The organism is Gemella cuniculi DSM 15828 (genome assembly GCF_000425665.1).
GTDB lineage: Bacteria > Bacillota > Bacilli > Staphylococcales > Gemellaceae > Gemella > Gemella cuniculi.
The window spans coordinates 194,837-220,199 of record NZ_KE384431.1 but is presented as its reverse complement, the minus strand read 5'-3'; the positions used below and the strand labels follow the sequence as shown (position 1 = coordinate 220,199).

The window sequence follows — 25,363 nt, the reverse complement described above, 5'->3', positions numbered from 1 at the left end:
GGTGGTACCGTGGATACATTTCGCCCTCTATAAACTTTTACTAGGGGTTTTTTATAATTGAAAGGAGAAAAAATGGTAGAGTTAAAAGATACATTGTTAATGCCAAAAACAAAATTTCCAATGCGTGGTAATCTTCCGAACAAAGAACCTGAATTTTTAAAACGTTGGGAAGAAATGGATTTATACAGAAAAATTTTAGAAAAAAATTCAGGGAAACCAACATATGTACTTCATGATGGTCCTCCGTATGCTAATGGTAACATTCATATTGGTCATGCACTTAATAAAATTTTAAAAGATTTTATCGTGAAATATAAAAATATGAATGGTTTTGTATCTAATTATGTTCCAGGATGGGATACGCATGGATTGCCAATAGAACAAGTTCTAGTGAATAATGGTGTGGATAGAAAGTCAATGCCAGCAACTAAATTTAGAAATAAATGTAAAGATTATGCATTAAAACAAGTTGATAAGCAACGTGCAGATTTTAAAAAATTAGGAGTTATAGGAGATTGGGAAAATCCATATATTACCCTTGATCCAAAATTTGAAGCTGAACAAATTCGAGTATTTGGAAAAATGGTAGATAAAGGATACATCTATAAAGGACTAAAACCTATCTATTGGTCACCGTCATCTGAATCTGCGTTGGCAGAAGCAGAAATTGAGTATAGAGATCATACCTCTCCATCTATTTATGTTGCATTTGATTTAGTTAGCGAAAATGGTGCAGTAGAAAAAGGAACAAAATTTGTAATTTGGACGACTACACCTTGGACATTACCGGCAAACTTAGGTATTGCTGTTCACCCTGATTTTGAATATCAAGTGGTTAAAGCTAATGGAGAGAGTTACTTAGTGGCGAAAGAACGCGTAAGCCATCTTGCAGAAAAATTTGGTTGGGATGACTATGAAACTGGAGAAGTACTAGTAGGTAAAGACTTGGAATATTTATTATGTCAACATCCATTCTTAGAGCGTACTTCTACATTAATTTTAGCGGACTACGTAACATTAGATTCAGGGACTGGATTAGTTCATACTGCTCCTGGACACGGGGTTGATGACTATCTTGTTGGTCAAGGGAAATATAAACTTGGAGTGTTATCTCCGGTTGATAATCAAGGTGTTCTGACAGAAGAAGCGGGACAATTCGCTGGTCAATTTGTTTTTGACGCTAATAAAAATATCATTGCACACTTAGATGAAATTGGAGCGTTGTTAAAACGTGAAGATATTACTCACTCATATCCACATGATTGGCGTAGTAAAAAACCAATTATTTTCCGTGCGACACCTCAATGGTTCTGTTCTATTGATGCGTTTCGTAAAGAATTATTAGAAGCGGTAGATAACACTAAATTTTATAGTGAATGGGGTAAACCAAGATTATATAATATGATTCGTGATCGTGGAGATTGGGTAATTAGCCGTCAGCGAGTTTGGGGTGTACCAATACCAGTGTTTTATGCAGAAAATGGAGAAGCAATTTTAGACAACGGATTAATTGAACATGTGGCGAAAATTTTTGAAGCAGAAGGATCAAATGTTTGGTTCTACAAAGATGCTAAAGAATTACTCCCTGAAGGGTATACTCACCCAGGAAGTCCAAACGGAGAATTTACTAAAGAGATGGATATCATGGATGTTTGGTTTGATTCTGGAACATCTCATCAGGGATGTTGTGCAGTACGTGATGATTTAACATATCCAGCTGACCTTTATTTAGAAGGAAGTGATCAATACCGCGGTTGGTTTAATTCTTCGTTAATTACATCAGTAGCAATTTCTGGAGAGGCTCCTTATAAAGAATTAGTATCTGCTGGTTTTGTTATGGACGGTAATGGAAATAAAATGAGTAAGTCATTAGGGAATGTTATTTCTCCAAATGATGTGGGAAAACAACTTGGAGCAGAAATTATTCGCTTATGGTCAGCAAGTGTTGACTATACACAAGATGTTCGTATTTCGAATGATATTTTAAAACAGGTATCAGAAACTTATAGAAAAATTAGAAATACATTCCGCTTCTTGTTAGGAAACTTGTTTAATGGAAGTTTTGATAATAGACGTGATTTATTGTCATATGAAGATCTTGAAGAATTAGACAAATACATGATAATTAAATTTGAAAAAGTGGTAGCAAATGTTCTTGATAATTATGAAAATTATCAATTCAACAGTGTAACTAATGAATTAACTAATTTCTTCAATGTAGAATTATCTTCGTTCTATCTTGATTATGGAAAAGACATTCTTTATATTGAAGGTGAAGATTCTCATAAACGCTTAAGTATGTTGACAGTACTTTATACGATTTTGAGTAAATCAGTTAGACTACTTGCACCAATCCTTTCGTTCACAGCAGAAGAAATTTATGATAATATGCCATATGAGGATGCTGAATCAGTTCATCTACTTGATTTTCCAGAAAAAAATATTATTGCTGATAATGAGCTAGAAGTAAAATGGGATAAATTATTAAAAGTAATAGATGATGTAAATAAAGCATTAGAAGAAAGTCGTAATGAAAAAATTATTGGTAAATCATTAGAAGCTGCTTTAGAAATATATAGTAAGGATGAAGAGCTAGCAGAGTTGTTAAATTCAGTGGGGAATTTACATCAACTATTTATCGTTAGTAAAGTAGACGTAAAAGAAAATAGTGGGGTAAACTACGATTTAGTAACTATTAAAGTAACGAAAGCAGATGGTCATCGTTGTGAACGCTGCTGGAATATTGTAGAAGAAGTAAATGAAGAAAGTTTATGTCCAAGATGTGCTAGTATCTTAAATAATTAATCGCCAAATTAAGCATAGACTAAAAAATAACTAGAGAATAATTTTAAATTAATTTTTCTCTGGTTATTTTGTATTTTAGTTTTGTTTTTAGGAAGGACTACTACACTTTTATTTTTTACAAAGAAAATTATTTTTGTTAGAATACGATATTTAGAACAAAGTAACAAAAAAATATATAATTTTTAAATAATTCAAAAATGAAAATAAAATATAGCTTTTTAATTTAAATTAGGAAATATTATTATTCTAGTTATATTGTATATGATAAAAATAATCTAAAAAATCATGTATAATTTAAGAGAGTATGAGATATAAAAAATAAATATTCTAATAACAAAAGAAAATTAAGATATTTATATCAATAAAAAATTAATCATTCATAACGTTTTTTTTGGCATTGTATTTTTCTTGATTATTTTTATATTTTTACTTAATGTGTACTTAAAATTCCTTTGAAATTATTGCTTTAAAGGGAAATGAGTGTTATAATAAAATGATGATTATAATATCGTGAATAAAATTATTCGGAAGGAAAATGCGAATGTCTATTTTAGGTAAATTATTCGATGCTAATAAAAAAGAAGTAAGAAATTTAGCAAAACTAGCTGATAAAGTCTTAGCTAAAGAAGAAGAATATTCACTGCTTAGTGAAGAGGAATTAAAAAACAAAACAGAAGAGTTTAAAAAAATTATAGAAGAAGAAAAAGAAAACGGGAAAGCGACTTCTGATATTTTGGACAAAATATTAGTTGATGCATTTGCGACAGCAAGAGAAGGTGCACACCGTTCACTAGGAATGAAGCCTTATAAAGTTCAAATTATGGGTGGAATTGCTCTTCATCGTGGTGATATTGCTGAAATGAGAACAGGGGAAGGTAAAACTTTGACAGCAACTATGCCAGTATACTTAAATGCACTTGCAGGTGATGGTGTTCATGTTGTTACCGTCAATGAATATTTGTCGCAACGTGATGCTGAAGAAATGGGAGTTTTATATAATTATTTAGGACTGACAGTAGGTCTTAATTTAAATTCTCTTAATTCAGAAGAAAAAAGAGAAGCATATAGTGCAGATATAACATATTCAACAAATAATGAGTTAGGTTTTGATTATTTAAGAGATAATATGGTTAAATCTGTAGAAGCACGTGTTCAACGCCCATTAAATTATGCTGTAATTGATGAGGTTGACTCTGTACTTATTGATGAAGCACGTACTCCTCTTATTATTTCTGGTGAAGGTCAAGAATCTACTTCACTTTATCAAGTAGCAAATGCTTTTGTTAAAACTTTGAAAAAAGCCACAGAAGAAGATGGAAGTGATGGTGATTATACATTAGATGTTAAAACAAAAGCAATTCAACTTTCTGAAAGTGGAATTGATAAGGCTGAAAATTATTTTGGTCTTAAAAATCTTTATGATATAAAAAATGTTGATTTAACTCATCACATTAATCAAGCGTTAAAAGCGAATTACACTATGGCACTTGATGTTGATTATGTCGTTGCAGAAGATGGAGAGATTTTAATCGTTGACCAATTTACTGGGCGTACGATGCCAGGACGTCGTTTTTCAGAAGGACTTCACCAAGCTATTGAAGCAAAAGAGGGTGTTCAAATTCAAAGAGAAAGTAAGACGATGGCAACTATCACTTTCCAAAACTTCTTTAGAATGTATAAAAAACTTAGTGGAATGACAGGGACAGCAAAAACGGAAGAAGAAGAATTTAGAAATATCTATAATATGTATGTTACAACAATTCCAACTAATATGCCTATTATAAGAGATGATGCGCCAGATTTTATTTATTCAAATATGGAAGCGAAGTTTAATGCAGTGGCTAGAGAAGTAAAAGAACGTTATGATAAGGGGCAACCTATACTTTTAGGGACTGTTTCTATTGAAACTAGTGAATTAGTTTCTAAATTGCTTTATAAATATGGTGTGCCTCATAAAGTTCTTAATGCTAAGCAAAATGAAAGTGAAGCAGAGATCATTAAACAAGCTGGACAAAAAGGTTCAGTGACTATCGCGACCAACATGGCTGGTCGTGGTACGGATATAAAACTTGGTGAAGGTGTTCGTGAATTAGGTGGATTAGCAGTGATTGGTACAGAACGACACGAATCACGTCGTATTGACAACCAGCTTCGTGGACGTTCAGGTCGTCAAGGAGATCCTGGCTATAGTCGTTTCTATTTATCATTAGAAGATGAATTAATGGTACGTTTTGGTGCTGATAGATTGAAAAGAATTATGGGAGCAACTGATGATACCCCACTTGAAAGTAAAATGGTCAGCCGTTCAGTAGAAAGTGCTCAAAAACGTGTAGAAGGTAATAACTATGATGCACGTAAACAGGTTCTTCAATACGATGATGTGTTGCGTAAACAACGTGAAATAATGTATGGAGAAAGAAACGAAGTATTAGAAAATGAAGTTGTTTCTGATATTATAGATAGGATGATAGATGAGGCAGTGGAAAAAACAATCCAGTATGTTGGTCAAACACTTGAAGTTCAAAGCGAAAAAGAAGAAACAGAGGAAATAGTAAAATCGCTAAACGAAAAATTCTTAGGTCAAAATCCAATTACTGATAGTGAGTATGGAGAGGTAATGTCTGATGATGAAATCAAAGAGATTGCTCTTGAAAAAATTAATAAAGAATTAGAAGAAAAAAGAGAACTTCTTGGTGATGATACTATGAATTCATTTGAAAAATATATTTTATTAAATGCCATTGACGATAAATGGACTGATCATATTGATCAAATGGATCAACTTAGAAAAGGAATTTTCTTGCGTTCTTACGGACAAATTGACCCACTTCGTGAATATAAAAATGAAGGTCATGAGATGTTTGAATACATGATTGATGACATTGAAGGGGAAGTCGTTTCTAGTTTATTACGTATCAAAGTAGAACGTCATGAAGAAATTGAGATGAAAGAAGAACCAACTAATTTAATTACAAACGATAGTAAAGAACATATTTCACGTGGGCCTGTAAAAAGTAAAAGTCGTGAAGAGAAAAAAGCACGTATAGAAGAAAGAAAACAAAAAATTAAAGAACTAAAAGCACAAAAAGAAAAACAAAGAAATAAATCATAGATTTGTTTCCTTAATGGTAAAGAAACTTGTATACAGGATATATGTATGTGAGTTTCTTTTTCTTAATAAAAGTAAATAAAAATTTTCAAATAAGGAGTTATTATGGAAAAAATAGAGAAATTGAAAAATATAATAGAAAAAAGCAACAATATAGTTTTCTTTGGAGGTGCAGGCGTTTCCACGGAATCTAATATTCCAGATTTTCGTAGTGCAGATGGTGTTTATAATATAAACTTAGGGAAACATTTTACACCAGAACAATTAGTATCTAAAACAATGTTTAAAAAATATCCAGAACAATTTTTTGATTTTTATAAAAAACATTTAATCTACCCTAATGCAAAACCAAATAAAGCACATCACTATTTAGCAAAATTAGAAAACGCTGGAAAATTAAAAGCAATTATTACACAAAATATTGATACACTTCACGAATTGGCAGGAAGTAAAAATGTATTGAAAATTCATGGTACAGTTGATAGTAATTACTGTACTAAGTGTGGAAAATATTATAATTTAGAGCAATTTTTAAATATTAAAAATACCATTCCGTATTGTACAAATTGTCAAGGAATTATAAAACCATATGTTACATTATATGAAGAAGAGCTAGATATGATGATTTTTAGCCAAGCGGTGAAATATGTAAAAGAGGCAGAAGTTTTGATTATTGGTGGTACTTCATTAATTGTTTATCCTGCTGCTTCATTAATACAATATTTTAAAGGAAAGCATTTAGTAGTAATAAATAAAAGCTCAACCTCACATGATGATTTTGCTGATTTAGTGATTAATGAAAAAATTGGAGAAGTATTTTCTAAGATGTAGATTAAAATATAATATGATGATTGATGTTAGTAAAATAAATTTTATGTAGAACAACTTAATTTGAAATTATTAAAAATTGATAAAAATAAAATAATGATGTAAAATGGGTAAGAACATTTTTATTTATATAGGGAGAAAAACTCCCTTTTTATATTTTGTATAGATAAGAGAATATTATTTTTTATAACTAAATGAAAGGAGAAATTATGAATTTAGCAAAAAAATTGGGGTGGTTTTTAAAGCTAGAAAAACGAAGATATGTAATTGGAATAATAGCACTTTCGTTAGTAAGTGTGTTTAATCTTATACCACCTAGGGTAATAGGTAATATTGTTGATAAAATTGAGAGTGGTAGTTTAACAAATAATCAGCTTATTATTAATTTAATTTACTTAGTAGCAGCTGCATTTATTATGTATGGTTTAAGATATGTATGGAGGGTTTATATTTTTGGAGCAGCTTATAATTTAGGGAGAATATTACGCTTTAGATTATTTCAACATTTTACAAAAATGTCACCATCTTTTTATCAAAAATATCGAACAGGTGATTTAATGGCTCATGCTACCAATGATGTAAATGCTGTTGTTATGGTTGCAGGTGGTGGAGTTATGTCTGCAGTTGACGCTAGTATTACAGCTTTGGTGACACTTATAACTATGATTTTTCTTTTGAGTTGGAAGTTAACACTTATTGCTATAATTCCGTTACCGTTTTTAGCATACGCAACAAATAAATTAGGTGAAAAAAATCATCAAAGTTTTAAAGAAGCACAGGAATCATTTTCAGATTTAAATAATAAAGTTCAAGAAAGTGTTTCTGGTGTTAGAGTAACAAAATCTTTTGGATATCAAAATGATGAGGTGAAATCATTCGAAAAAATTAATAGAAAAGTATTTAATAAAAATATTATTGCTTCAAAATACAATGCCTTATTCGATCCAATGGTACTAGTTTTCGTTGGTTTATCTTATACATTAACGCTTATATTTGGAGGAGTATTTATTTCAAAAGGAGCGATGACTGTTGGAGAGTTAGTAACCTTTGTCACTTATCTTGATATGTTGGTATGGCCATTACAAGCAATTGGTTGGTTGTTCAATATTGGGCAACGTGGAGATGTTTCATATACTCGTATTGAAAATTTATTAAATGAACATAATAATATAATAGAAGAAACTAGTTCAAAAAACTTAACAGCAGAAAATGGTCGACTTGAATATAACATAGAAAATTTTTCGTATACTGGAGAAGAAACTTTATCAGATATCAAGTTTTCTTTAGAAAAAGGACAAACATTAGGAATAGTGGGAGTTACAGGCTCAGGGAAAACTACATTGTTAAAATTACTTTTAAGAGAATACGATGTAAATAAAGGAAATATAATTTTAAATGGGGAAAATATTAGAGATTATAAGATAGAAACTCTTAGGAGTCTAATTGGGTATGTTCCTCAAGATCAAGTTCTTTTCGCTATATCAATAAGGGAAAATATCCGTTTTGCAGATCCAAAATTTTCAGATGAGAGGGTAGAGGAGGTTGCTAAAATTTGTGGTGTTTATGATGATATAATAAATATGAACGATGGATTCAATACTATTATCGGAGAAAGAGGCGTTTCTTTGTCAGGAGGACAAAAACAACGTATTGCAATTAGTCGTGCTTTAATAATGAATCCAGATATACTCGTACTAGATGATTCATTATCAGCTGTTGATGCTAAAACAGAAAATTTGATTTTAGAAAATCTGAAAAAAGAACGTAGTGGAAAAACTACAATTATAACCGCGCATAGACTTTCAGCAATAGTTCATGCAGATTTAATTATAGTAATGGATAATGGAAGAATTATTGAGCGAGGAACACATGATGAATTATTATTGCAAAATGGTTGGTATAAAGAGACTTATAATAGTCAACAACTAGAAGAACAACTGAAAGGAGGAAAATAGCGTGAAGAAAAAAACAACTTTTTTAAGATTGTTAAAGTACATGTTTAAATATAAAGGTTTAACTTTTATAGCTTTATTTTTTATTTTATCAACAACGATAGTAGCAACCGCTATTCCTCTTTTAGCTAGATTTTACATAGATAATTATATAACAAAAAATATAGCAAGCTCAGGTATGTATCTTTTAATTGCGTATTATGGATTATTTTTAATGAGAGTAATATTTACTTTTATAGGGGAATACTATTTTTCAAAAGTTGCACATAATATCGTAAAAGATTTAAGAGAAGAAAGTTTTTCTAATTTACAAAAATTAGGGATGTCTTATTTTGATAAGACACCTGTAGGTTCTATTGTTTCAAGGTTGACAAACGATACACAGGCGGTTGCTGATATGTTTGGAACAATTTTCTCAAGTTTTTTAAATTCGATTTTAATGTTTGCTGTAACGATAACAACAATGTTAACATTAAGTTTGGAACTTACAATTTTGATGATACTGTTCATACCAATTATGTTAGGATCAGTTTATTTTTATCAAAAATTATCTAGTAAATTGGTAACATTGACAAGAGCTAAACTCAGTGATTTGAATACAAAGTTATCTGAAAGTATCGAAGGTATGAGAATTGTTCAAGCATTTAATCAAGAAAAAAGATTACTAGATGAATTTGAAGAAGTTAATAAAGAACATCTTTACTATTTAAGTCGTTCACTTTCTGTTGATAGTTTGTTACTACGTCCAGCAATGGCACTTTTTAAAATTTTAGCATATGGAGTCATACTTACATACTTTGGATTAACATGGCAAATTGCAGGGTTTACCGCAGGCCTTATATACGCATTTATTCAATATACAAATCAACTTTTTAATCCTTTAATAGAACTTATGCAAAATTTTTCTGTATTACAAACTTCTATGATAGCAGCGAGACGTGTTTTTGAATTAATTGACAATACAGAATATGAACCGCTTCAACAAGATAATAATTTTGAAATACAAGAGGGGAATATAGAATTCAAAAATTTATGTTTTTCTTATGATGGAAAAAATGAAATTTTAAAAAATATTTCATTTTCAGTTAATAAAGGAGAGACTATAGCATTTGTCGGTTCAACTGGTTCAGGAAAGTCGTCAATTATAAATTTATTCTTACGTTTTTATGAGTTTGAACGTGGAGAAATCTTAATTGATGGTAAAAATATTAAAGAGTATAGCAAAAAAGAATTGCGAAAAAATATTGGTTTAGTTTTGCAAGATCCATTTTTATATCATGGAACAATAGAGTCAAACATAAAGATGTATAAAGAAGAGTTAACTTTAGAAGATGTAAAAGAAGCGGCTAGGTTTGTAGATGCTGATGAGTTTATTTCACATCTTCCAGATAAATACCAAAGTCTTGTAACAGAAAGAGGTTCGACTTTTTCAAGTGGACAACGACAGTTATTAGCATTTGCAAGAACTATAGCAACTAAACCTAAAATACTTATTCTTGATGAAGCAACAGCAAATATCGACTCGGAAACTGAGGAAATTATTCAAAATTCTTTAACTAAGATGAGAAAAGGAAGAACTACCATTGCAATTGCTCATAGATTATCAACTATTCAGGATGCAAATTGTATTTATGTTTTTGATAAGGGGGAAATTATAGAATCAGGAACCCATAATGAATTGTTAGAAAAACAAGGTACATATTATAAAATGTATCAACTTCAAGCTGGTATGATAAAGTAGATTAATATATATAATTTTTAAAATAAGGAATATAAAATTAATATCCCAAAAACATCTTTTTATATAGAGGTGTTTTTGGGATATTTGTTTGAATAGTTAGCTATGGTAACTTGTATATTTTATTGAAATTTGTGTTATAATTATTATAACTTGTTAAAAGGAGAAGGGAATATGATAAAAGTAGAGGTATGTGCAAATAGTATAAGAGATTGTTTAGTGGCACAGAGCGAAGGAGCTAACAGAATTGAATTAGTGAGTGCTAGTTTTTTAGGTGGATTAACACCAACAGCGTCTATGTTAGATATAGTATTGGAACAGGGTGTAACTTTACCTATTATGTGTATGGTAAGACCAAGAGGAGGAGGTTTTTGCTACAGTGAGCTAGAAAAAAAGCAGATGTTTAGAGAAGCAAAAGAACTTTTAAAACATGGAGCTAATGGAATAGTCTTTGGTTTTTTAACTGAGGATAGCAGAGTAGATTGGGAATCAACAGAAAAAATGATAGAAATATGTAATAAATTTGGTGCTGAAAGTGTGTTTCATCGTGCATTTGATTGTGCAAAAAATCCTGAACATAATATTCAAAGATTAATAGGTTTAGGCTGTACAAGAATTTTGACTAGTGGACTAAACGAAACTGCAAGTAAAGGTAGTAAAATCATAAAATTATTCCAAGAAAAATATGGAAGATATATAGAAATATTGATAGGAGCTGGGATAAATTCAAATAATGTTCAAGAGATAGTAGAAAAAACAGGTATTACCCAAATTCATGGCACATTTAAATATTTTGAAAAAGATTTAACAACTACAAAAGAAGGGGTATCGTTTAGTTATAGTCAAAAAGGAGATTATGAACAACTAAATGCGATAGAGTTGAATAAAGTAATAAATATAGTACGTAACTATGTAGAAAAATGAAGAAAAATATTATTTTCAGAAATTAGAAAAGAGGTTGCTTCAAAAGATAAAAAACTTTGCGTGGTTTGATATTAAATTCCAGAACAAAGATAGGAGCGCCATTTAAATTAATTGGAATATTAAAATTGTATCATATAAAAAAACAAAAAACTAGTCTGCTTGTTCAGAGGTTAAGATTAGGTTTTGTTGTGTTTTACTTGTTTTAAAATTCATTTTTGAATTCCCTTCTAAATCAAATATAGCAGAAATGTTTGCACTCAGGATTGTGCAAATAGATTAGCATTCCTTTAATGAACCTTTTACGTCTGTTTGTTTGAAGTCTTATGATTAAAACTTAAGAAGAAGCGACTCCAAAATTATTTTTTTATGAAATTATGATTTTAGAATCGCTTTTTTCGTTTTGTTATAAGTTTACTTTTTTTCCGATATTTAATTTTAATGCATGTTTTACAATTTCATTTCCACACGCAATATCAAGAACCGCAGTTCCAACAGATTTAAACACGGTAATTTCATCATTATCTTTTCTTCCTATTTCGGGATTTAAGATTAATTCACCTAATTCGCCGATAAAATCGTTTATACCTATTAAATTTTCTTTTAGTGGAAGAATTATATCTCCAGCTTCACTTAAAACACCCTCATTAGTGTCAAAATATATTTTATTTTTTTTATTAATTATTTCTTTAGGAAGCTCAATCATTTCAGGAGTAAATGAACCTATGCCATTTATATGTGCTCCTCGTTTCACAAATTTTGCATTAAAGGTTGGTACTTTTGATGTAGTTACTGTTGTAATAATATCAGAATCAATCACAGCCTTATTTGCATCTTCAAATTCAACAAACTTTGTTTTAAAATTATTAAAATCATTTTTTAGGAGTTGTACAAATTTTTTTGTTTTTTCAAAATTTCTACCGACAACACGCAACTCTTCCAAATTACGAACACAGAGCATAGCGTGTGCTTGTTCATATGCTTGTCCCCCTGTCCCAATCAATGTAGCAATTTTACTATTTTCTTTTGCTAGTAAATCAGTAGCAGCACCTTGTAGTGCAGCGGTACGAAGTTTTGTAAGATAAGTACCATCAATTAATCCTGAAGCAATTCCAGTTTTCGGATCAAAGATAAGCATAGTTGCAGGTACTGAAGGTAGATTTAGTTTTATATTGTTGGGATAAACTGATACAATCTTTATACCTAATGCATTATCCGCATCGTTAATATTGGCTGGCATAAATAATATTTGTCCATTAGAATCTTTTACATCTAGTTTATTTCGTAGTGGAACATTAGCTAACCCTAAAGAATAATTTTTTAATGCGTTTTTACAAATTTCAATAGTATCTTTCATAGTTATACATTTTTTTATGTCATCTCTAGATAAAATAAGCATAGCTTAACACCTCAGTTTATTAATAAAATTTAAAAATAGAGAATTATAATACAAAGCAAATTAAATAGTTTAAAAATTCTGTATTTACTCTCTTTGCTATATTATATCAAATCTATAAAAAAAATAAAACGGTAACAAGTGAAATTTTATAGTATTTACAAAAGTTATGAATAAATAAAAATTGTTAATAAATAGTGAATAATATTAAAGGAATTAATAATATATTTTGTTATTTTTTAATAAATTTTATAATTATTTTTCATAATAGTTATAGACGAAACAAAGATAATTTTTTTAACTATTATATCTAATATCACGACATCACAGATTTAGATAAAATTTTCTTTAATTATCAAAAGTATTTGTTTTGATATTATCATTCGATATTTGTAGAGGAATAACATTATTAGAATTTATATTATCAAGAAAAATATTTTTATTAGTAACTTTTATATTGTTAGCATAAACAAGTATATTTTTAGAAGCTGTAAAAAGAAAAATATTTAAAACTGCTGCATTTTCAAATTTAATAACTTCCTCTCTTTTTAGAGTAGGATAAAGTGTTGCTTTTAATATTGGAATATTTTAGAAATATCATCACTTATGGAAGAAAAAAATAGATGAAAATAAATATGTTTTGAAGTTAATAATTATGAAAAAAGTTCTTGACATACATTATAGAAGAATGTATAATATATATTGTTCTGTAATGGCGGTTGTGGCGAAGTGGTTAACGCATCGGATTGTGGTTCCGACATTCGTGGGTTCGATTCCCATCAGCCGCCCCATTTTAAATTTTATATCTATAATATTAGGCGGCTTAGCCAAGTGGTAAGGCACGGGTCTGCAAAACCTTGATCACCGGTTCAAATCCGGTAGCCGCCTCCAAATTTTTAGCATCTAACTTTTGGGTAGATGTTTTTTTATTTTGTATATATATTAAAATATTTCTAGATATCTGTATTAAAATATGTTAAAATGGTTAAAAAGATTAATATAAGCGTCTTAGTATTTTAAGGAGGAAGAATATGAAAAAGTTATTTTTAACCATCTTTAGTATCATTTTTATATTTTCGATAGTGGGATGTTCAAATAAAGTGGAAGAAAAGAAAAAAGAAGAAAAAGTTATAAAAATGGGGTTTGTACCATTAAAAAATAGTGAGAAATTAGTAGAAGATGTAAAACCTATAGCAGATTATTTAAGTGAAAAATTAGGTGTCAAGGTTGAAGCATTTACTGCGAGTAGTTATATAGGTGTTGTAGAGGGTATAGGAAGTGGAAGTGTTGATTTTGGAATTATTCCTCCATTTTCAGCATTATTAGCACAAAAACAAAGTAGTGCAAAACCTTTGTTGACTGCAAGAGGGGCGACAGGAAAACCTGGTTATACTGCTGAACTTTATGTGAGAAAAGATTCAGAAATAAAAACTTTACAGGATGTAAAAGGGAAAAAAGTAGCATTTGTTGATCCGTCATCATCATCAGGATATATTTATCCAGGGGCTATGTTAGTAGAGGCAGGTCTAAATCTTGATAAAGATATAAGTTATCAGTTTAGTGGGGGGCATGATAAGAGTTTACAGTTACTACTAAATAAAGATGTAGACGTTATAGGAACATTTGATGGAGTACCAGAAAAATATTCTAAGGATTTTCCAAATGCAGTGACTGACACAAGAAAATTAGCAACAAGTGATTTGATTCCTGGCGTTATGGTTACAGCATCAAGTAAAATGGACTCAGAGCTTCAAGAAAAATTAAAACAAGCATTGCGTGATATTGAAAAAGATCCAAAGATGAGTGAGTTGTTTAAAAAGTTATTCAATATAACAGGATTTGAAGATGTAGATCAAAATGCATATAAAAAAGTAGAAGATACAGCAAAAATTATGAATGTGGATTTAGATAAAGTAAAATAGTAATTATGAAATCGAACTTAATTTTTATTGAGTTCGGTTTTTAATTTAAAACTTAATTTTTGGTGTATAAAATTTTTGTAATTTAAATAAATTTATTTTGTTAAATCTGGGGTTATAAAAATAATAAAATTGTCTAAATACTTGAGATTTTTCTTATTTGAATTTATAATTAAATAATTAACAATGGAGCGTGAAATTATGTATGCATATATAAAAGGAAAAGTTTCCGAAATTAATCCAACCAATATTGTAGTTGATAATAATGGAATAGGTTATGAAATAGTTGTAGCAAATCCTTATGAATATAAGTTAGAAGAAGAGAATATAGTTTTTATAAGTCAACAAGTAAGAGAAGACTCTAATGTACTATATGGTTTTTCAAGTAGAGAGCAAAAAAAGGTTTTTCTTTTGCTATTAAAGGTAAAAGGAGTTGGACCTAAAAGTGCACTAGCTATTTTAGCAGGAGCAACCAGCGATGAAATAATTTCTGCGATAGAAAAACAAGATGTGATTTATTTAACGAAATTTCCAGGAATAGGGAAAAAATCTGCTCAACAAATAATACTTGATTTGCAAGGGAAGGTAAATTTAAATATTTCAACTACCGTTACAGAAAGTAGAACGGATATTTATTTAAAAGATGCATTACTTGCTTTAGAAGCATTAGGATATAGTAAAAAAGAATTAGTAAAAATCGAGAAAAAATTATCACTATTTGAATATAATGGTGTGGATGATTATGTTAAGCAAGGATTAAAATTATTAATTAGTAGTTAGTACAAAAATTCAACATTTTATGGAGGTAATAAATGGTAGAAAGAGTTGTGTCTGCTCATCAAAATAATGATGAAGAACGAGAAGAACAATCATTACGTCCTAAACTTTTGAGTCAATACATAGGACAAAATCAAATAAAAAATAATTTGAAAATTTTTATTGAAGCTGCGAAACTAAGAGCAGAAGTATTGGATCATTGCCTTTTATATGGTCCCCCAGGATTAGGAAAAACTACCTTAGCCACAATAATTGCTAACGAAATGGGAGTAAATATAAGGTATACTTCTGGTCCTGCTATAGAGAAATCAGGTGATTTAGCAGCAATATTAACAAGTTTAGAACCAGGTGATGTTTTATTTATCGATGAAATTCATAGGATTAGTAGGTCAATTGAAGAAATTCTTTATTCAGCGATGGAAGATTTTTATTTAGATATTGTTATTGGAAAAGGAGAAGAATCGAGAAGTATAAGAATAGAATTACCGCCATTTACGTTGGTAGGTGCGACGACTAGAGCAGGAGCGTTAACAGCACCATTGCGCGATAGATTTGGTGTACATTGCAGACTTGAATTTTATAATATAGATGAGTTGCAAAATATTATAGAGAGAACATCAGAGATTTTTGATTGTAATATTGATAAAAAAAGTACTTATGAGATAGCTATGCGTTCAAGGGGAACACCTCGTATTGCGAATAGACTATTAAAGAGAGTTAGAGATTTTGCACAAGTTAAAAATAATGGGGTTATCACACAAAAATTAGCTGTTGATTCTTTAGATCTTTTGCAAGTAGATGCAAAAGGCTTAGATAATATAGATTATAAGATTTTAGAATGTCTTATAAAACGTTATGAAGGACGTGCTGTAGGATTAGAAACAGTAGCTGTAACTATAGGAGAAGAGAGTATAACTATAGAAGATGTCTATGAACCATACTTAGTAAAAGAAGGTTTTATAGAAAGAACACCAAGGGGAAGGAGAGCAACGCCCAAAGCATATTTACATCTTGGGGTTGAATATCCAAAATAAAGTTATATGAAAATAGAGTGCCTTATTCTTTTTTAATTTTTAACAATAATATTAATTATATTAGATATAAAGAAAGGATTTATATGATAGATAGTAAACAATTTATTAATACTCGACATAAAAATCAAAAAATAAATTATGATAATGTATTAAAAGAATTAATAAAAGAATGGGGTAAGAAAGAGTTTAGACCAAAAATTCTTATTCATTCGTGTTGTGCACCTTGTAGCACTTATGTTTTAGAATATTTATCAGAATTTAGTGATATTACAGTTTTCTTTTCTAATTCTAATATTCATCCAAAGGAAGAATATATAAAACGAATGTTAGTTCAAAAAGATTTTGTGGAAGAATTTAACAGAAGAAATGATAAAAAAATAAAATTTTTAGCTGACGAATATTCTCCAAGTAAATTTGTGAATATTGTGCGAGGGCATGAAGACGATAGAGAAGGTGGAGAAAGATGCCATATTTGTTATGAAATGAGATTAGATTCTTCAGCTCAAAAGGCAGAAGAATTAGGATTTGATTATTTTGCTTCTGCACTTACCATTAGTCCTAAGAAAAATGCTCAAGTTATTAATGAAACAGGATACGTATTACAAGAAAGGGTGTCAATATATTATCTCCCGTCAGATTTTAAAAAAAATAATGGTTATAGGCGCTCGGTAGAAATGTGTGAAGATTATAATATTTATCGGCAATGTTACTGTGGATGTGTTTTTGCTGCAACTGATCAAGGTGTTGATTTAAAACAAATTAACAAAAATGCTAGGGATTTTAATAAAAACCATGAGGATTATGAAAGATTTAAATCGCTGATAAAATTAGGTGGTGAAATAATTAAGTAAAATTTTTGTAAAATACTAATTTTAATCAAAATTTTTATTACACTACCTTAAACATTTAATACAAATAAAATATATAAAATATAAAAAATATTATAATAGTTTTTATATTTTATATATTTTTTATTAGAAATAATTCATTTTCATTTTATTTTCAATAATCTAAAAACAGTAAGGTATTTTATTGAAAGAAATGGTTTTCTTTAATAAAAAATAAGAAAATATCGTATGTTAAAATGAGCATAAAATACTTGTAAATATTGTTTTCATGTGGTATTATGTGTTTGTAAATATTTTTTTTAATAAAAGGAGATATAACTATGTTACAAAGAGAATATAAAGTAATTGATGAAACAGGAATCCATGCTAGACCAGCTACACTTTTAGTACAAGCTGCTTCAAAATTTCAATCAAATATCGAATTAGAATACAACGGTCGTAAAGTTAATTTAAAATCAATTATGGGTGTTATGAGTTTAGGTGTTGGAAAAGATGCTGATATCGTAATTTACACTGATGGTGCTGATGAAGAAGAAGCAATTAATGCTTTAGAAGAAACAATGAAGAAAGAAGGATTAGTTTAATATGTTACAACTAAAAGGTATAGCAGCCTCTCAGGGTATATCTTTTGCAAAAGCATATATATTTGTAGAACCAGATTTGACAGTAAAAGAAGAAAAAATTCAAGATGTGGAAGCTGAGGTAAAAAGATTTGAAGAAGCAATTGAAATTTCTAAAAAAGAATTGACAATTATTAAAGAAAAAGCTTTAGAAAATCTTGGGGCTGATAAAGCTGCAATTTTCGAGGCACATCTTTTAATTTTGGATGACCCAGAATTTATGGGAACTGTTAAAACTGATATTGAATCAAAAGTTATAAATGCTGAGTATGCTTTGAAAGAAACTTCAGATATGTTTGTTGCAATGTTTGAATCAATGGATAATGAATATATGAAAGAACGTGCAGCGGATATTCGAGACGTATCTAAACGTATTTTAGCACATCTTTTAGGAGTTGATTTACCTAATCCAAGTTTGATAGATGAGGAAGTTATTGTAATAGCGGAAGATTTAACTCCATCTGATACTGCTCAGCTTAACAAACAGTTTGTTAAAGGATTTGCAACTAATATTGGAGGTCGTACATCGCATTCAGCTATTATGGCTCGTTCGCTAGAAATTCCTGCGGTGGTAGGAACAAGTACAATTACTAAAGAAGTTCAAAATGGTGATATATTGATTCTTGATGGTTTAGATGGAGTTGTGGTAGTAAATCCTGATGAAAAAACTACAACAGATTATAAGCTAAAATATGAAGAATTTGAAGCGAAAAAAGCTGAATGGGCAAAACTGGTGACAGAAAAATCTGTAACAAAAGATGGTCATGAAGTTATTTTGGCTGCTAATATTGGGACACCCGCCGATTTAGAAGGTGTGAAAAATAATGGTGGAGAAGCTGTAGGATTATATCGTACAGAGTTCTTATATATGGGACGTGATCAACTGCCAACAGAAGAAGAACAATTTGAAGCGTATAAATCTGTTTTAGAAGGTATGGGTGATAAGCCTGTTGTTGTGCGCACCCTTGACATTGGTGGAGATAAAGAATTACCATATCTAGATCTTCCAAAAGAGATGAATCCATTTTTAGGATTTAGAGCGATAAGATTATGTTTAGAAGAAAAAGATCTATTTAGAACGCAATTAAGAGCATTGTTAAGGGCTTCTGTTTTTGGAAAATTATGTGTAATGTTTCCGATGATTGCAACTATTCAAGAATTTAGAGCTGCAAAGGCACTGTTCTTAGAAGAAAAAGAAAAATTAGTTGCGGAAGGTATTTCAGTAAGTGATGATATAGAATTAGGTATTATGGTGGAAATTCCATCAACAGCCGTAATTGCTGATATTTTTGCAAAAGAAGTTGACTTTTTCTCAATTGGAACTAATGATCTTGTTCAATATACAATGGCAGCAGATCGTATGAGTGAAAAAGTTTCATATCTGTATCAACCATATAATCCAGCAATTTTGAGACTTGTGAAAAATGTTATTGAGGCATCACATAAAGAAGGAAAATGGACAGGAATGTGTGGAGAAATGGCAGGAGATAGTTTAGCAATTCCACTACTTTTAGGTATGGGATTAGATGAGTTTTCTATGTCTGCAACCTCAATCCTTCAAGCAAGAAGTCAAATTAAGAATTTATCATTAGATAAAATGAAAGAGTTAGTGGATAAAGCAATAAACTGTGCAACTACTGAAGAAGTACTTGTATTAGTAGAAGAATATACTAAATAGTTTTAAATTAAGATTCATAGCAAAATATAGTTATGAATCTTAATTTTTCTATTAAAGAAGTACGTTTAATATTTGACAATATGAATTTTTTATATTATCATTTTAAGTATAAATTTTTAAAAAAGCTATGATTAAGACGGTATACATAAAATTTTTAACAGGGAATAACTTTGAAACTGAGAAAGTTATATTAATTGAATGTATATTTTCAGCTTATGAGCAATTGTATAAGTAAGATTATGAGTACAGTCGGGTAGTATCCGTTATTATACTGAAATGCTATGTTAAATATAAATATAGTTTTAAGTTTTGAGGAAGTATTATACTTCGAAATTGGGTGGTACCACGATATATTCGTCCCTAGAAAATAGTTCGTTTTCTGGGGACTTTTTATTATGGATAAATAATATAACTTTTAATTCATTAATGATTAACGAAATTAAATCTAAAAATGAAAAATTAGTCTTATTTATTATCCAAAAATTTTATAACTTAGTATTAGAAAATTGAGGAGGAACTTATGTCTTTAGAAAATATAAGAAAAGAATATCTTGAAGCAGTAAAAAAAGCAACTGATGAAAAATCATTGTATGAACTTAAAGTAAAATTTTTAGGTAAAAAAGGAGCTCTTACTGAAATAATGAAAGGAGCACGTGATTTATCACCAGAAGAAAGACCACAATTTGGTAAAATGGTTAATGAAATAAAAACTTTCATTAATGATAATTTGGAAGAAAGAAAGCAAGAATTCACTAAAAAGGCATTGGAGCTAAAGCTAGCAAGTGAAGAGATTGATGTTACTCTTCCTGGAAGAAAACTAGAGTTGGGTGGAATAAATCCACTAAATAAAATAGTAGAAGAAATCGAGGAGATTTTTATTTCTATGGGTTATTCTGTTGCGGAAGGTCCAGAAGTAGAAACTGATAAATTTAATTTTGAAATGTTAAATTTACCAAAAGATCATCCTGCACGTGATATGCAAGATTCTTTTTATATTACCAATGAACTGCTTATGAGAACTCAAACATCTCCAGTACAAGCACGAGAAATGTTAAAGGCAAATGGAAATGGGCCAGTAAAAATTATTTGTCCTGGTAAAGTCTTTAGAAGAGATAACGATGACGCAACTCATTCACATCAATTTACTCAGATAGAAGGTTTAGTTGTAGATAAAAATATTACTTTTAGTGATCTAAAGGGAACATTAGAACATTTTATAAAAGCAATTTTTGGGGAAAATAAAAAAATTCGACTACGTCCAAGTTTCTTTCCATTTACAGAGCCTTCAGTTGAGGTTGATGTTTCTTGGGGAAATGAGGATGATGAAGAAAATATTAAATGGTTGGAAATTTTAGGAGCAGGAATGGTGCATCCTAACGTATTAGAAATGGCTGGTTTCAATCCAGAAGAATATACAGGTTTTGCTTTTGGTATGGGACCGGAACGTGTGGCAATGTTGAAATATGGAATTAGCGATATAAGAAGTTTCTATACTAATGATGTTAGATTTTTAAAACAATTTAACAATGATAGAAATGATTAATAGGAGGAAACAATGTTAGTAAGTTATAATTGGTTAAAACAATATGCAGATATAAAAGATAATGCGAATGAATTAGCTGAAAAAATTACACGTGGTGGTATTGAAGTTGAAGGAGTAGAGTATTTAGCTGGAAATATTTCTAATGTAGTAGTTGGATTTGTAAAATCAAAAGAAAAACATCCTGATGCAGAAAAATTAAATGTATGTAAAGTAGATGTTGGTGATGAAGAATTGCAAATTGTCTGTGGTGCGTCTAATGTAGATGCAGGACAATATGTAATAGTTGCAAAAGTCGGGGCAAAGTTACCAGGAATAAAAATAAAAAAAGCAAAACTTCGTGGTGTTGAATCACAAGGAATGATTTGCTCGTTAAAAGAGTTGGGATATAATCAAAGTGTAGTTCCTAAAAATTGCCAAGATGGAATTTATGTTTTCGAAGAAGAGCAAAAATTAGGTTCAGATGTAGTTGAGATATTAGGATTAGATGACTATGTATTAGATTTATCTATTACACCAAACAGAGCGGATGCTTTGAGTATGAGAGGACTAGCTTATGAGTTGGGAGCATTGTATACTCAAAGAGTGGATTTTAAAGACTCAGAAAAAGAAGAAAATTATGAAGACACTACATTAAGTATTTCAATAGAGAGTTCTTCTTGTAAAAATTATTTAGGACAAGTTGTAAAAAATGTGGAAGTAAAGGATTCTCCGTTATGGTTACAAACTCGACTTATTAATTCAGGTATAAGACCTATTAATAATATAGTTGATATAACAAATTATGTGCTTTTAGAATTTGGTCAACCAATGCATGCATTTGATAAAGATTTAGTAGGAAGTAACATTGTAGTGAGAGATGCTAGAATGGATGAAATTTTAGAAACTCTTGACGGTGTAGAAAGAAAATTACAAAAAAATGATTTAGTTATTACGGATGGGAACAAGCCAATTGCACTAGGAGGTGTAATGGGTGGGAAAAATACAGAAGTAAACAGTAGTACAAAAAATATTATTTTAGAATCTGCATACTTCAATCCGATAAATGTTCGTCGTACTTCATCATTTCATGGATTAAGAAGTGACTCTTCCACAAGGTTTGAAAAAGGAATAGATCCTAATATGCAAAAAAGTGCATTACAGAGAGCAGTTGAACTAATTCTTGAACTTTGCCCAACTGCTACAGTTGAGAAATCGGTTGGGGTAGTGAATAAAGAAATAGAAAAAGAGATAATTATTTCTACAGAATATATAAATAATTATTTAGGAATAAAATTAACTACAGAAGAAATAATAACTATATTGAAGAGTTTAAACTTTAATGTGGAGAATTCTGATGATATTATAGTTAAAGTGCCAACAAGAAGACCAGATATCTCTATAAAACAAGATTTAGTTGAGGAGATTATAAGAATATATGGGTATGATAATTTAGCTTCAACACTTCCCAAGTTTTCAAAAACAACAAGAGGTGGTTTAACGTATTCACAATATGTTGTAAGAAATTTGAGAAAGATGTTCGTTAGTTTAGGATTTAATGATACAATTAACTATTCATTAGTATCAGATGAGGAATCCATACAATTTACATTAGAAAATAATCATAAAGTTAAACTTCTTATGCCAATGACTGAAACACATTCAACACTTCGTCAAAGTTTAATACCAGGTTTATTAAATACTGTTCAATACAATGTTGCAAGAAAACAAAAAAACTTAAAATTATTTGAGATAGGTAAAGTATTCTTTGGGAGTGGAGATGATAACATTCAACCTAAAGAAACATTATACTTATCAGCTGCATTAACGGGAGTTGATAGAGAAACTAAGTGGTTAAAAGAAAGCGAGAAAATTGATTTTTATAGTGCAAAAGGTTATTTAGAAGTTGTTTTTGAACGTTTAGGACTAGAAGAAAAAATAACATATAGTGCTTTTAAAATGGCAGAAATGCATCCAGGGCGATGCGCAAAAGTATTTTTAGGAGAACAATGTGTTGGTTTTATTGGCGAAATTTATCCTGTAATGGCTGAAGAATTAGGAATAAATAAAACATATGTTTTTGAAATTAATTTAGATAAGATTGTATCAGAATCAAAAGTTAAACCAAAATACGAAGAAGTTACTAAATATCCTGAAATTACACGTGACATAGCTATGTTGGTAGATAGAGAAGAAGAATATCAAAATATCTATAACATTATTGAGAATGTAGATAATAAATTAATTACTAACGTGGAGTTATTTGATTTGTATGAAGGATTAGAGTTGTTAACTGGTAAAAAATCATTGGCATTAACTCTTACTTATAGTGATAAAGAAAAAACTCTTACTGATGAAGAAGTAACGGTTGTTCACGATAAAGTATTAGCTTCATTAGAAGAATATGGTGCTATTATAAGATAGGAGTAAATATGATTACGAAAATTTTATTATTTTGTGTATTAGCATATTTAATAGGTTCGATTCCATTTGCTTTAATAGTGGGGAAAACTTTTTACAATACGGATATAAGAACAATGGGAAGTGGAAATTTAGGAACAACCAATACTTTTAGATGTTTGGGTAAAAAAGCAGGAATAAGTGTATTTATATTGGATGTTTCTAAAGGGATAGTAGCAACATTTTTACCGTCATTGGTATTAGGTAAAGTGGATTATTTATCAATATTTGGGGCTTTTGCAATGATAGGACATGTATTTCCTGTTTTTGCAAAGTTCAGAGGTGGCAAAGCAGTTGCAACTGGTTCTGGAGTATTTATTTTTCTTTATCCATTATTAAGTTTAATTTTGATCATAATATTTTTATCTACGTTATTTTTAACAGGATATGTTTCTTTAGGGAGTATTTTAATTTGCCTAACTTCTATAGTATATCTTTTATTATTTGAAATAGGAATTGATAAATATGTAATGATAACTATGTGTATATTTGTAATATATATGCATAAAAAAAATATTGAACGATTAATAAATGGTACGGAAAGTAAATCAAAATTAAAAATTAAATTTGGAGAAAAGAAATGACGAAGATAATAAGTGGAAAAGAATTGGCGAAAAATTTAAGAGCAAGGATAAAAATAGAAGCGACCACTCTTAGAGAAAAAAATATTGAGCCAACATTAGCTGTAGTATTAGTTGGTGATAATAAAGCATCGAGAAGTTATGTTAATTCTAAACATAAAGCGTGTATAGAAAATAATATTAATTCTATAAAGATAGAGTTAGAGGAAAATATTTCGACAGATGAGCTTTTAGTGGAAATTGAAAAATTAAACAATGATAATAAAATTCATGGAATTTTAGTTCAGTTACCATTACCAAAATCTATAGATGAAGAAAAAATTCTTAATGCGGTATCACCTAAAAAAGATGTTGACGGATTTCATCCAATAAATGTAGGGAAATTGGTTATAGGTGAAGCTAAATTAATTCCGTGTACTCCACTTGGAATTTTAGAAATGATAAAATCTACTGGAGAAAAAATTGAAGGGAAATTAGCATTAGTTATAGGAAGAAGCAATATAGTAGGAAAACCAATTTCAACGTTATTGTTACAAAATAATGCTACAGTTATAACAGCACATTCTAAAACTAAAAATTTGGATAAATTGATAGAACAAGCTGATATTATAGTTAGTTGCGTTGGATATGCACATTTTCTTTCAGGTAAAGAGAGAGTAAAAGATACTTGTACAATAATTGATGTTGGAAATAATTATAAAGAAGGAAAGTTAGTTGGTGATGTTGATACAGAAAAATTTATAGGTAGAGTATCATTTATATCACCAGTACCAGGTGGAGTAGGACCACTAACAATAACTATGTTAATGAGAAATACGTTGACCGCAACGTATGAATTAACTAAATAAAAGTAAAACGTGTGTTCATATAATAGTTATTTAATGAAAAAATTATTATATGAATGTGCTTCAAAATTATATTCTTTGGATATTGATAAAGGAATAGGCACTATTCAATATAATAGAAAAAGTTTATTTTTAGTAACAGGAATTTTTTAAATAATTTTAATAGTTTTTATTAATATATTTGAATACTTGCACAATTAGTGATACAATGATATTATTGTATAAATGTATTTATTTTATTTAATATAATTTATAGACTTATAAATTATACTATGTTATAATTTATAAAATGTGAAGGAAGCGAAAGAATTTTATATGGGAGGAGTAGGATAA

At 29.5% G+C, this 25,363-nt stretch carries 17 protein-coding genes and 2 tRNA genes; 18 read left to right on the top strand and 1 reads right to left on the bottom strand.

Going from position 1 to position 25,363, the window contains the following annotated elements:
- Positions 1–72 precede the first annotated feature (72 nt).
- From ileS to H612_RS0105680, 6 genes are all read left to right on the top strand, one after another.
- Complete coding sequence (gene ileS / locus H612_RS0105705; RefSeq protein ID WP_027130571.1) at positions 73–2,805, top strand: isoleucine--tRNA ligase; 2,733 nt, start codon at positions 73–75, stop codon at positions 2,803–2,805.
- A 541-nt stretch (positions 2,806–3,346) separates the two neighbouring features.
- Positions 3,347–5,917: a preprotein translocase subunit SecA gene (secA, locus tag H612_RS0105700; protein ID WP_027130570.1), complete on the top strand. Its 2,571-nt coding sequence runs from the start codon at positions 3,347–3,349 to the stop codon at positions 5,915–5,917.
- Positions 5,918–6,019: 102 nt separating this feature from the next.
- On the top strand, positions 6,020–6,745 hold the full coding sequence (locus tag H612_RS0105695) for an NAD-dependent protein deacylase (RefSeq protein ID WP_027130569.1): 726 nt from the start codon (positions 6,020–6,022) through the stop codon (positions 6,743–6,745).
- 206 nt (positions 6,746–6,951) lie between these two features.
- Positions 6,952–8,697: an ABC transporter ATP-binding protein gene (locus tag H612_RS0105690; RefSeq protein ID WP_027130568.1), complete on the top strand. Its 1,746-nt coding sequence runs from the start codon at positions 6,952–6,954 to the stop codon at positions 8,695–8,697.
- 1 nt (position 8,698) lies between these two features.
- A complete protein-coding gene (locus H612_RS0105685; protein WP_027130567.1) occupies positions 8,699–10,435 on the top strand; it encodes an ABC transporter ATP-binding protein in 1,737 nt (578 codons plus the stop codon).
- Positions 10,436–10,606: 171 nt separating this feature from the next.
- The gene (locus tag H612_RS0105680) at positions 10,607–11,356 is read left to right on the top strand and encodes a copper homeostasis protein CutC (protein WP_027130566.1); all 750 of its coding nucleotides are present in this window, start codon (positions 10,607–10,609) and stop codon (positions 11,354–11,356) included.
- A 403-nt stretch (positions 11,357–11,759) separates the two neighbouring features.
- On the opposite strand, the gene H612_RS0105675 is transcribed toward H612_RS0105680, so the two are convergent.
- Positions 11,760–12,752, bottom strand: a complete 993-nt coding sequence (locus H612_RS0105675; RefSeq protein WP_027130565.1) for an ornithine cyclodeaminase — start codon at positions 12,750–12,752, stop codon at positions 11,760–11,762.
- A 712-nt stretch (positions 12,753–13,464) separates the two neighbouring features.
- On the opposite strand from H612_RS0105675, the gene H612_RS0105670 reads away from it, so the two are divergent.
- The 12 genes from H612_RS0105670 to H612_RS0105615 all read left to right on the top strand — a co-directional run bounded on the left by H612_RS0105670 (position 13,465) and on the right by H612_RS0105615 (position 25,033).
- Positions 13,465–13,540: transfer RNA gene (locus H612_RS0105670), tRNA-His, on the top strand.
- Between the two features lie 26 nt (positions 13,541–13,566).
- A tRNA-Cys gene (locus H612_RS0105665) sits at positions 13,567–13,640 on the top strand.
- Between the two features lie 140 nt (positions 13,641–13,780).
- Positions 13,781–14,671: a phosphate/phosphite/phosphonate ABC transporter substrate-binding protein gene (locus H612_RS0105660; protein ID WP_027130564.1), complete on the top strand. Its 891-nt coding sequence runs from the start codon at positions 13,781–13,783 to the stop codon at positions 14,669–14,671.
- A gap of 198 nt (positions 14,672–14,869) precedes the next feature.
- Positions 14,870–15,448, top strand: coding sequence for a Holliday junction branch migration protein RuvA (ruvA, locus tag H612_RS0105655; RefSeq protein WP_027130563.1), 579 nt, complete (start codon positions 14,870–14,872; stop codon positions 15,446–15,448).
- A gap of 32 nt (positions 15,449–15,480) precedes the next feature.
- Entirely contained in the window at positions 15,481–16,479 is a 999-nt protein-coding gene (gene ruvB, locus H612_RS0105650) for a Holliday junction branch migration DNA helicase RuvB (protein ID WP_027130562.1), read from the top strand.
- An 83-nt stretch (positions 16,480–16,562) separates the two neighbouring features.
- Positions 16,563–17,330 carry an epoxyqueuosine reductase QueH gene (locus H612_RS0105645; protein WP_027130561.1) on the top strand — a complete coding sequence of 256 codons (768 nt, stop codon included), beginning with the start codon at positions 16,563–16,565 and terminating at the stop codon, positions 17,328–17,330.
- A 317-nt stretch (positions 17,331–17,647) separates the two neighbouring features.
- A complete protein-coding gene (locus H612_RS0105640) occupies positions 17,648–17,911 on the top strand; it encodes a phosphocarrier protein HPr (protein WP_027130560.1) in 264 nt (87 codons plus the stop codon).
- 1 nt (position 17,912) lies between these two features.
- Positions 17,913–19,625 (top strand): phosphoenolpyruvate--protein phosphotransferase, encoded by a 1,713-nt coding sequence (ptsP, locus tag H612_RS0105635; RefSeq protein ID WP_027130559.1) that lies wholly within the window; start codon positions 17,913–17,915, stop codon positions 19,623–19,625.
- A 520-nt stretch (positions 19,626–20,145) separates the two neighbouring features.
- Entirely contained in the window at positions 20,146–21,168 is a 1,023-nt protein-coding gene (pheS, locus tag H612_RS0105630) for a phenylalanine--tRNA ligase subunit alpha (protein ID WP_084167250.1), read from the top strand.
- Positions 21,169–21,180: 12 nt separating this feature from the next.
- Positions 21,181–23,568, top strand: a complete 2,388-nt coding sequence (pheT, locus tag H612_RS0105625; RefSeq protein WP_027130557.1) for a phenylalanine--tRNA ligase subunit beta — start codon at positions 21,181–21,183, stop codon at positions 23,566–23,568.
- Between the two features lie 8 nt (positions 23,569–23,576).
- A complete protein-coding gene (plsY, locus tag H612_RS0105620; RefSeq protein ID WP_027130556.1) occupies positions 23,577–24,188 on the top strand; it encodes a glycerol-3-phosphate 1-O-acyltransferase PlsY in 612 nt (203 codons plus the stop codon).
- The gene (locus H612_RS0105615; protein ID WP_027130555.1) at positions 24,185–25,033 is read left to right on the top strand and encodes a bifunctional 5,10-methylenetetrahydrofolate dehydrogenase/5,10-methenyltetrahydrofolate cyclohydrolase; all 849 of its coding nucleotides are present in this window, start codon (positions 24,185–24,187) and stop codon (positions 25,031–25,033) included. The genes plsY and H612_RS0105615 overlap by 4 nt, the downstream gene beginning before the upstream one ends.
- The last annotated feature ends 330 nt before the right edge of the window (positions 25,034–25,363 follow it).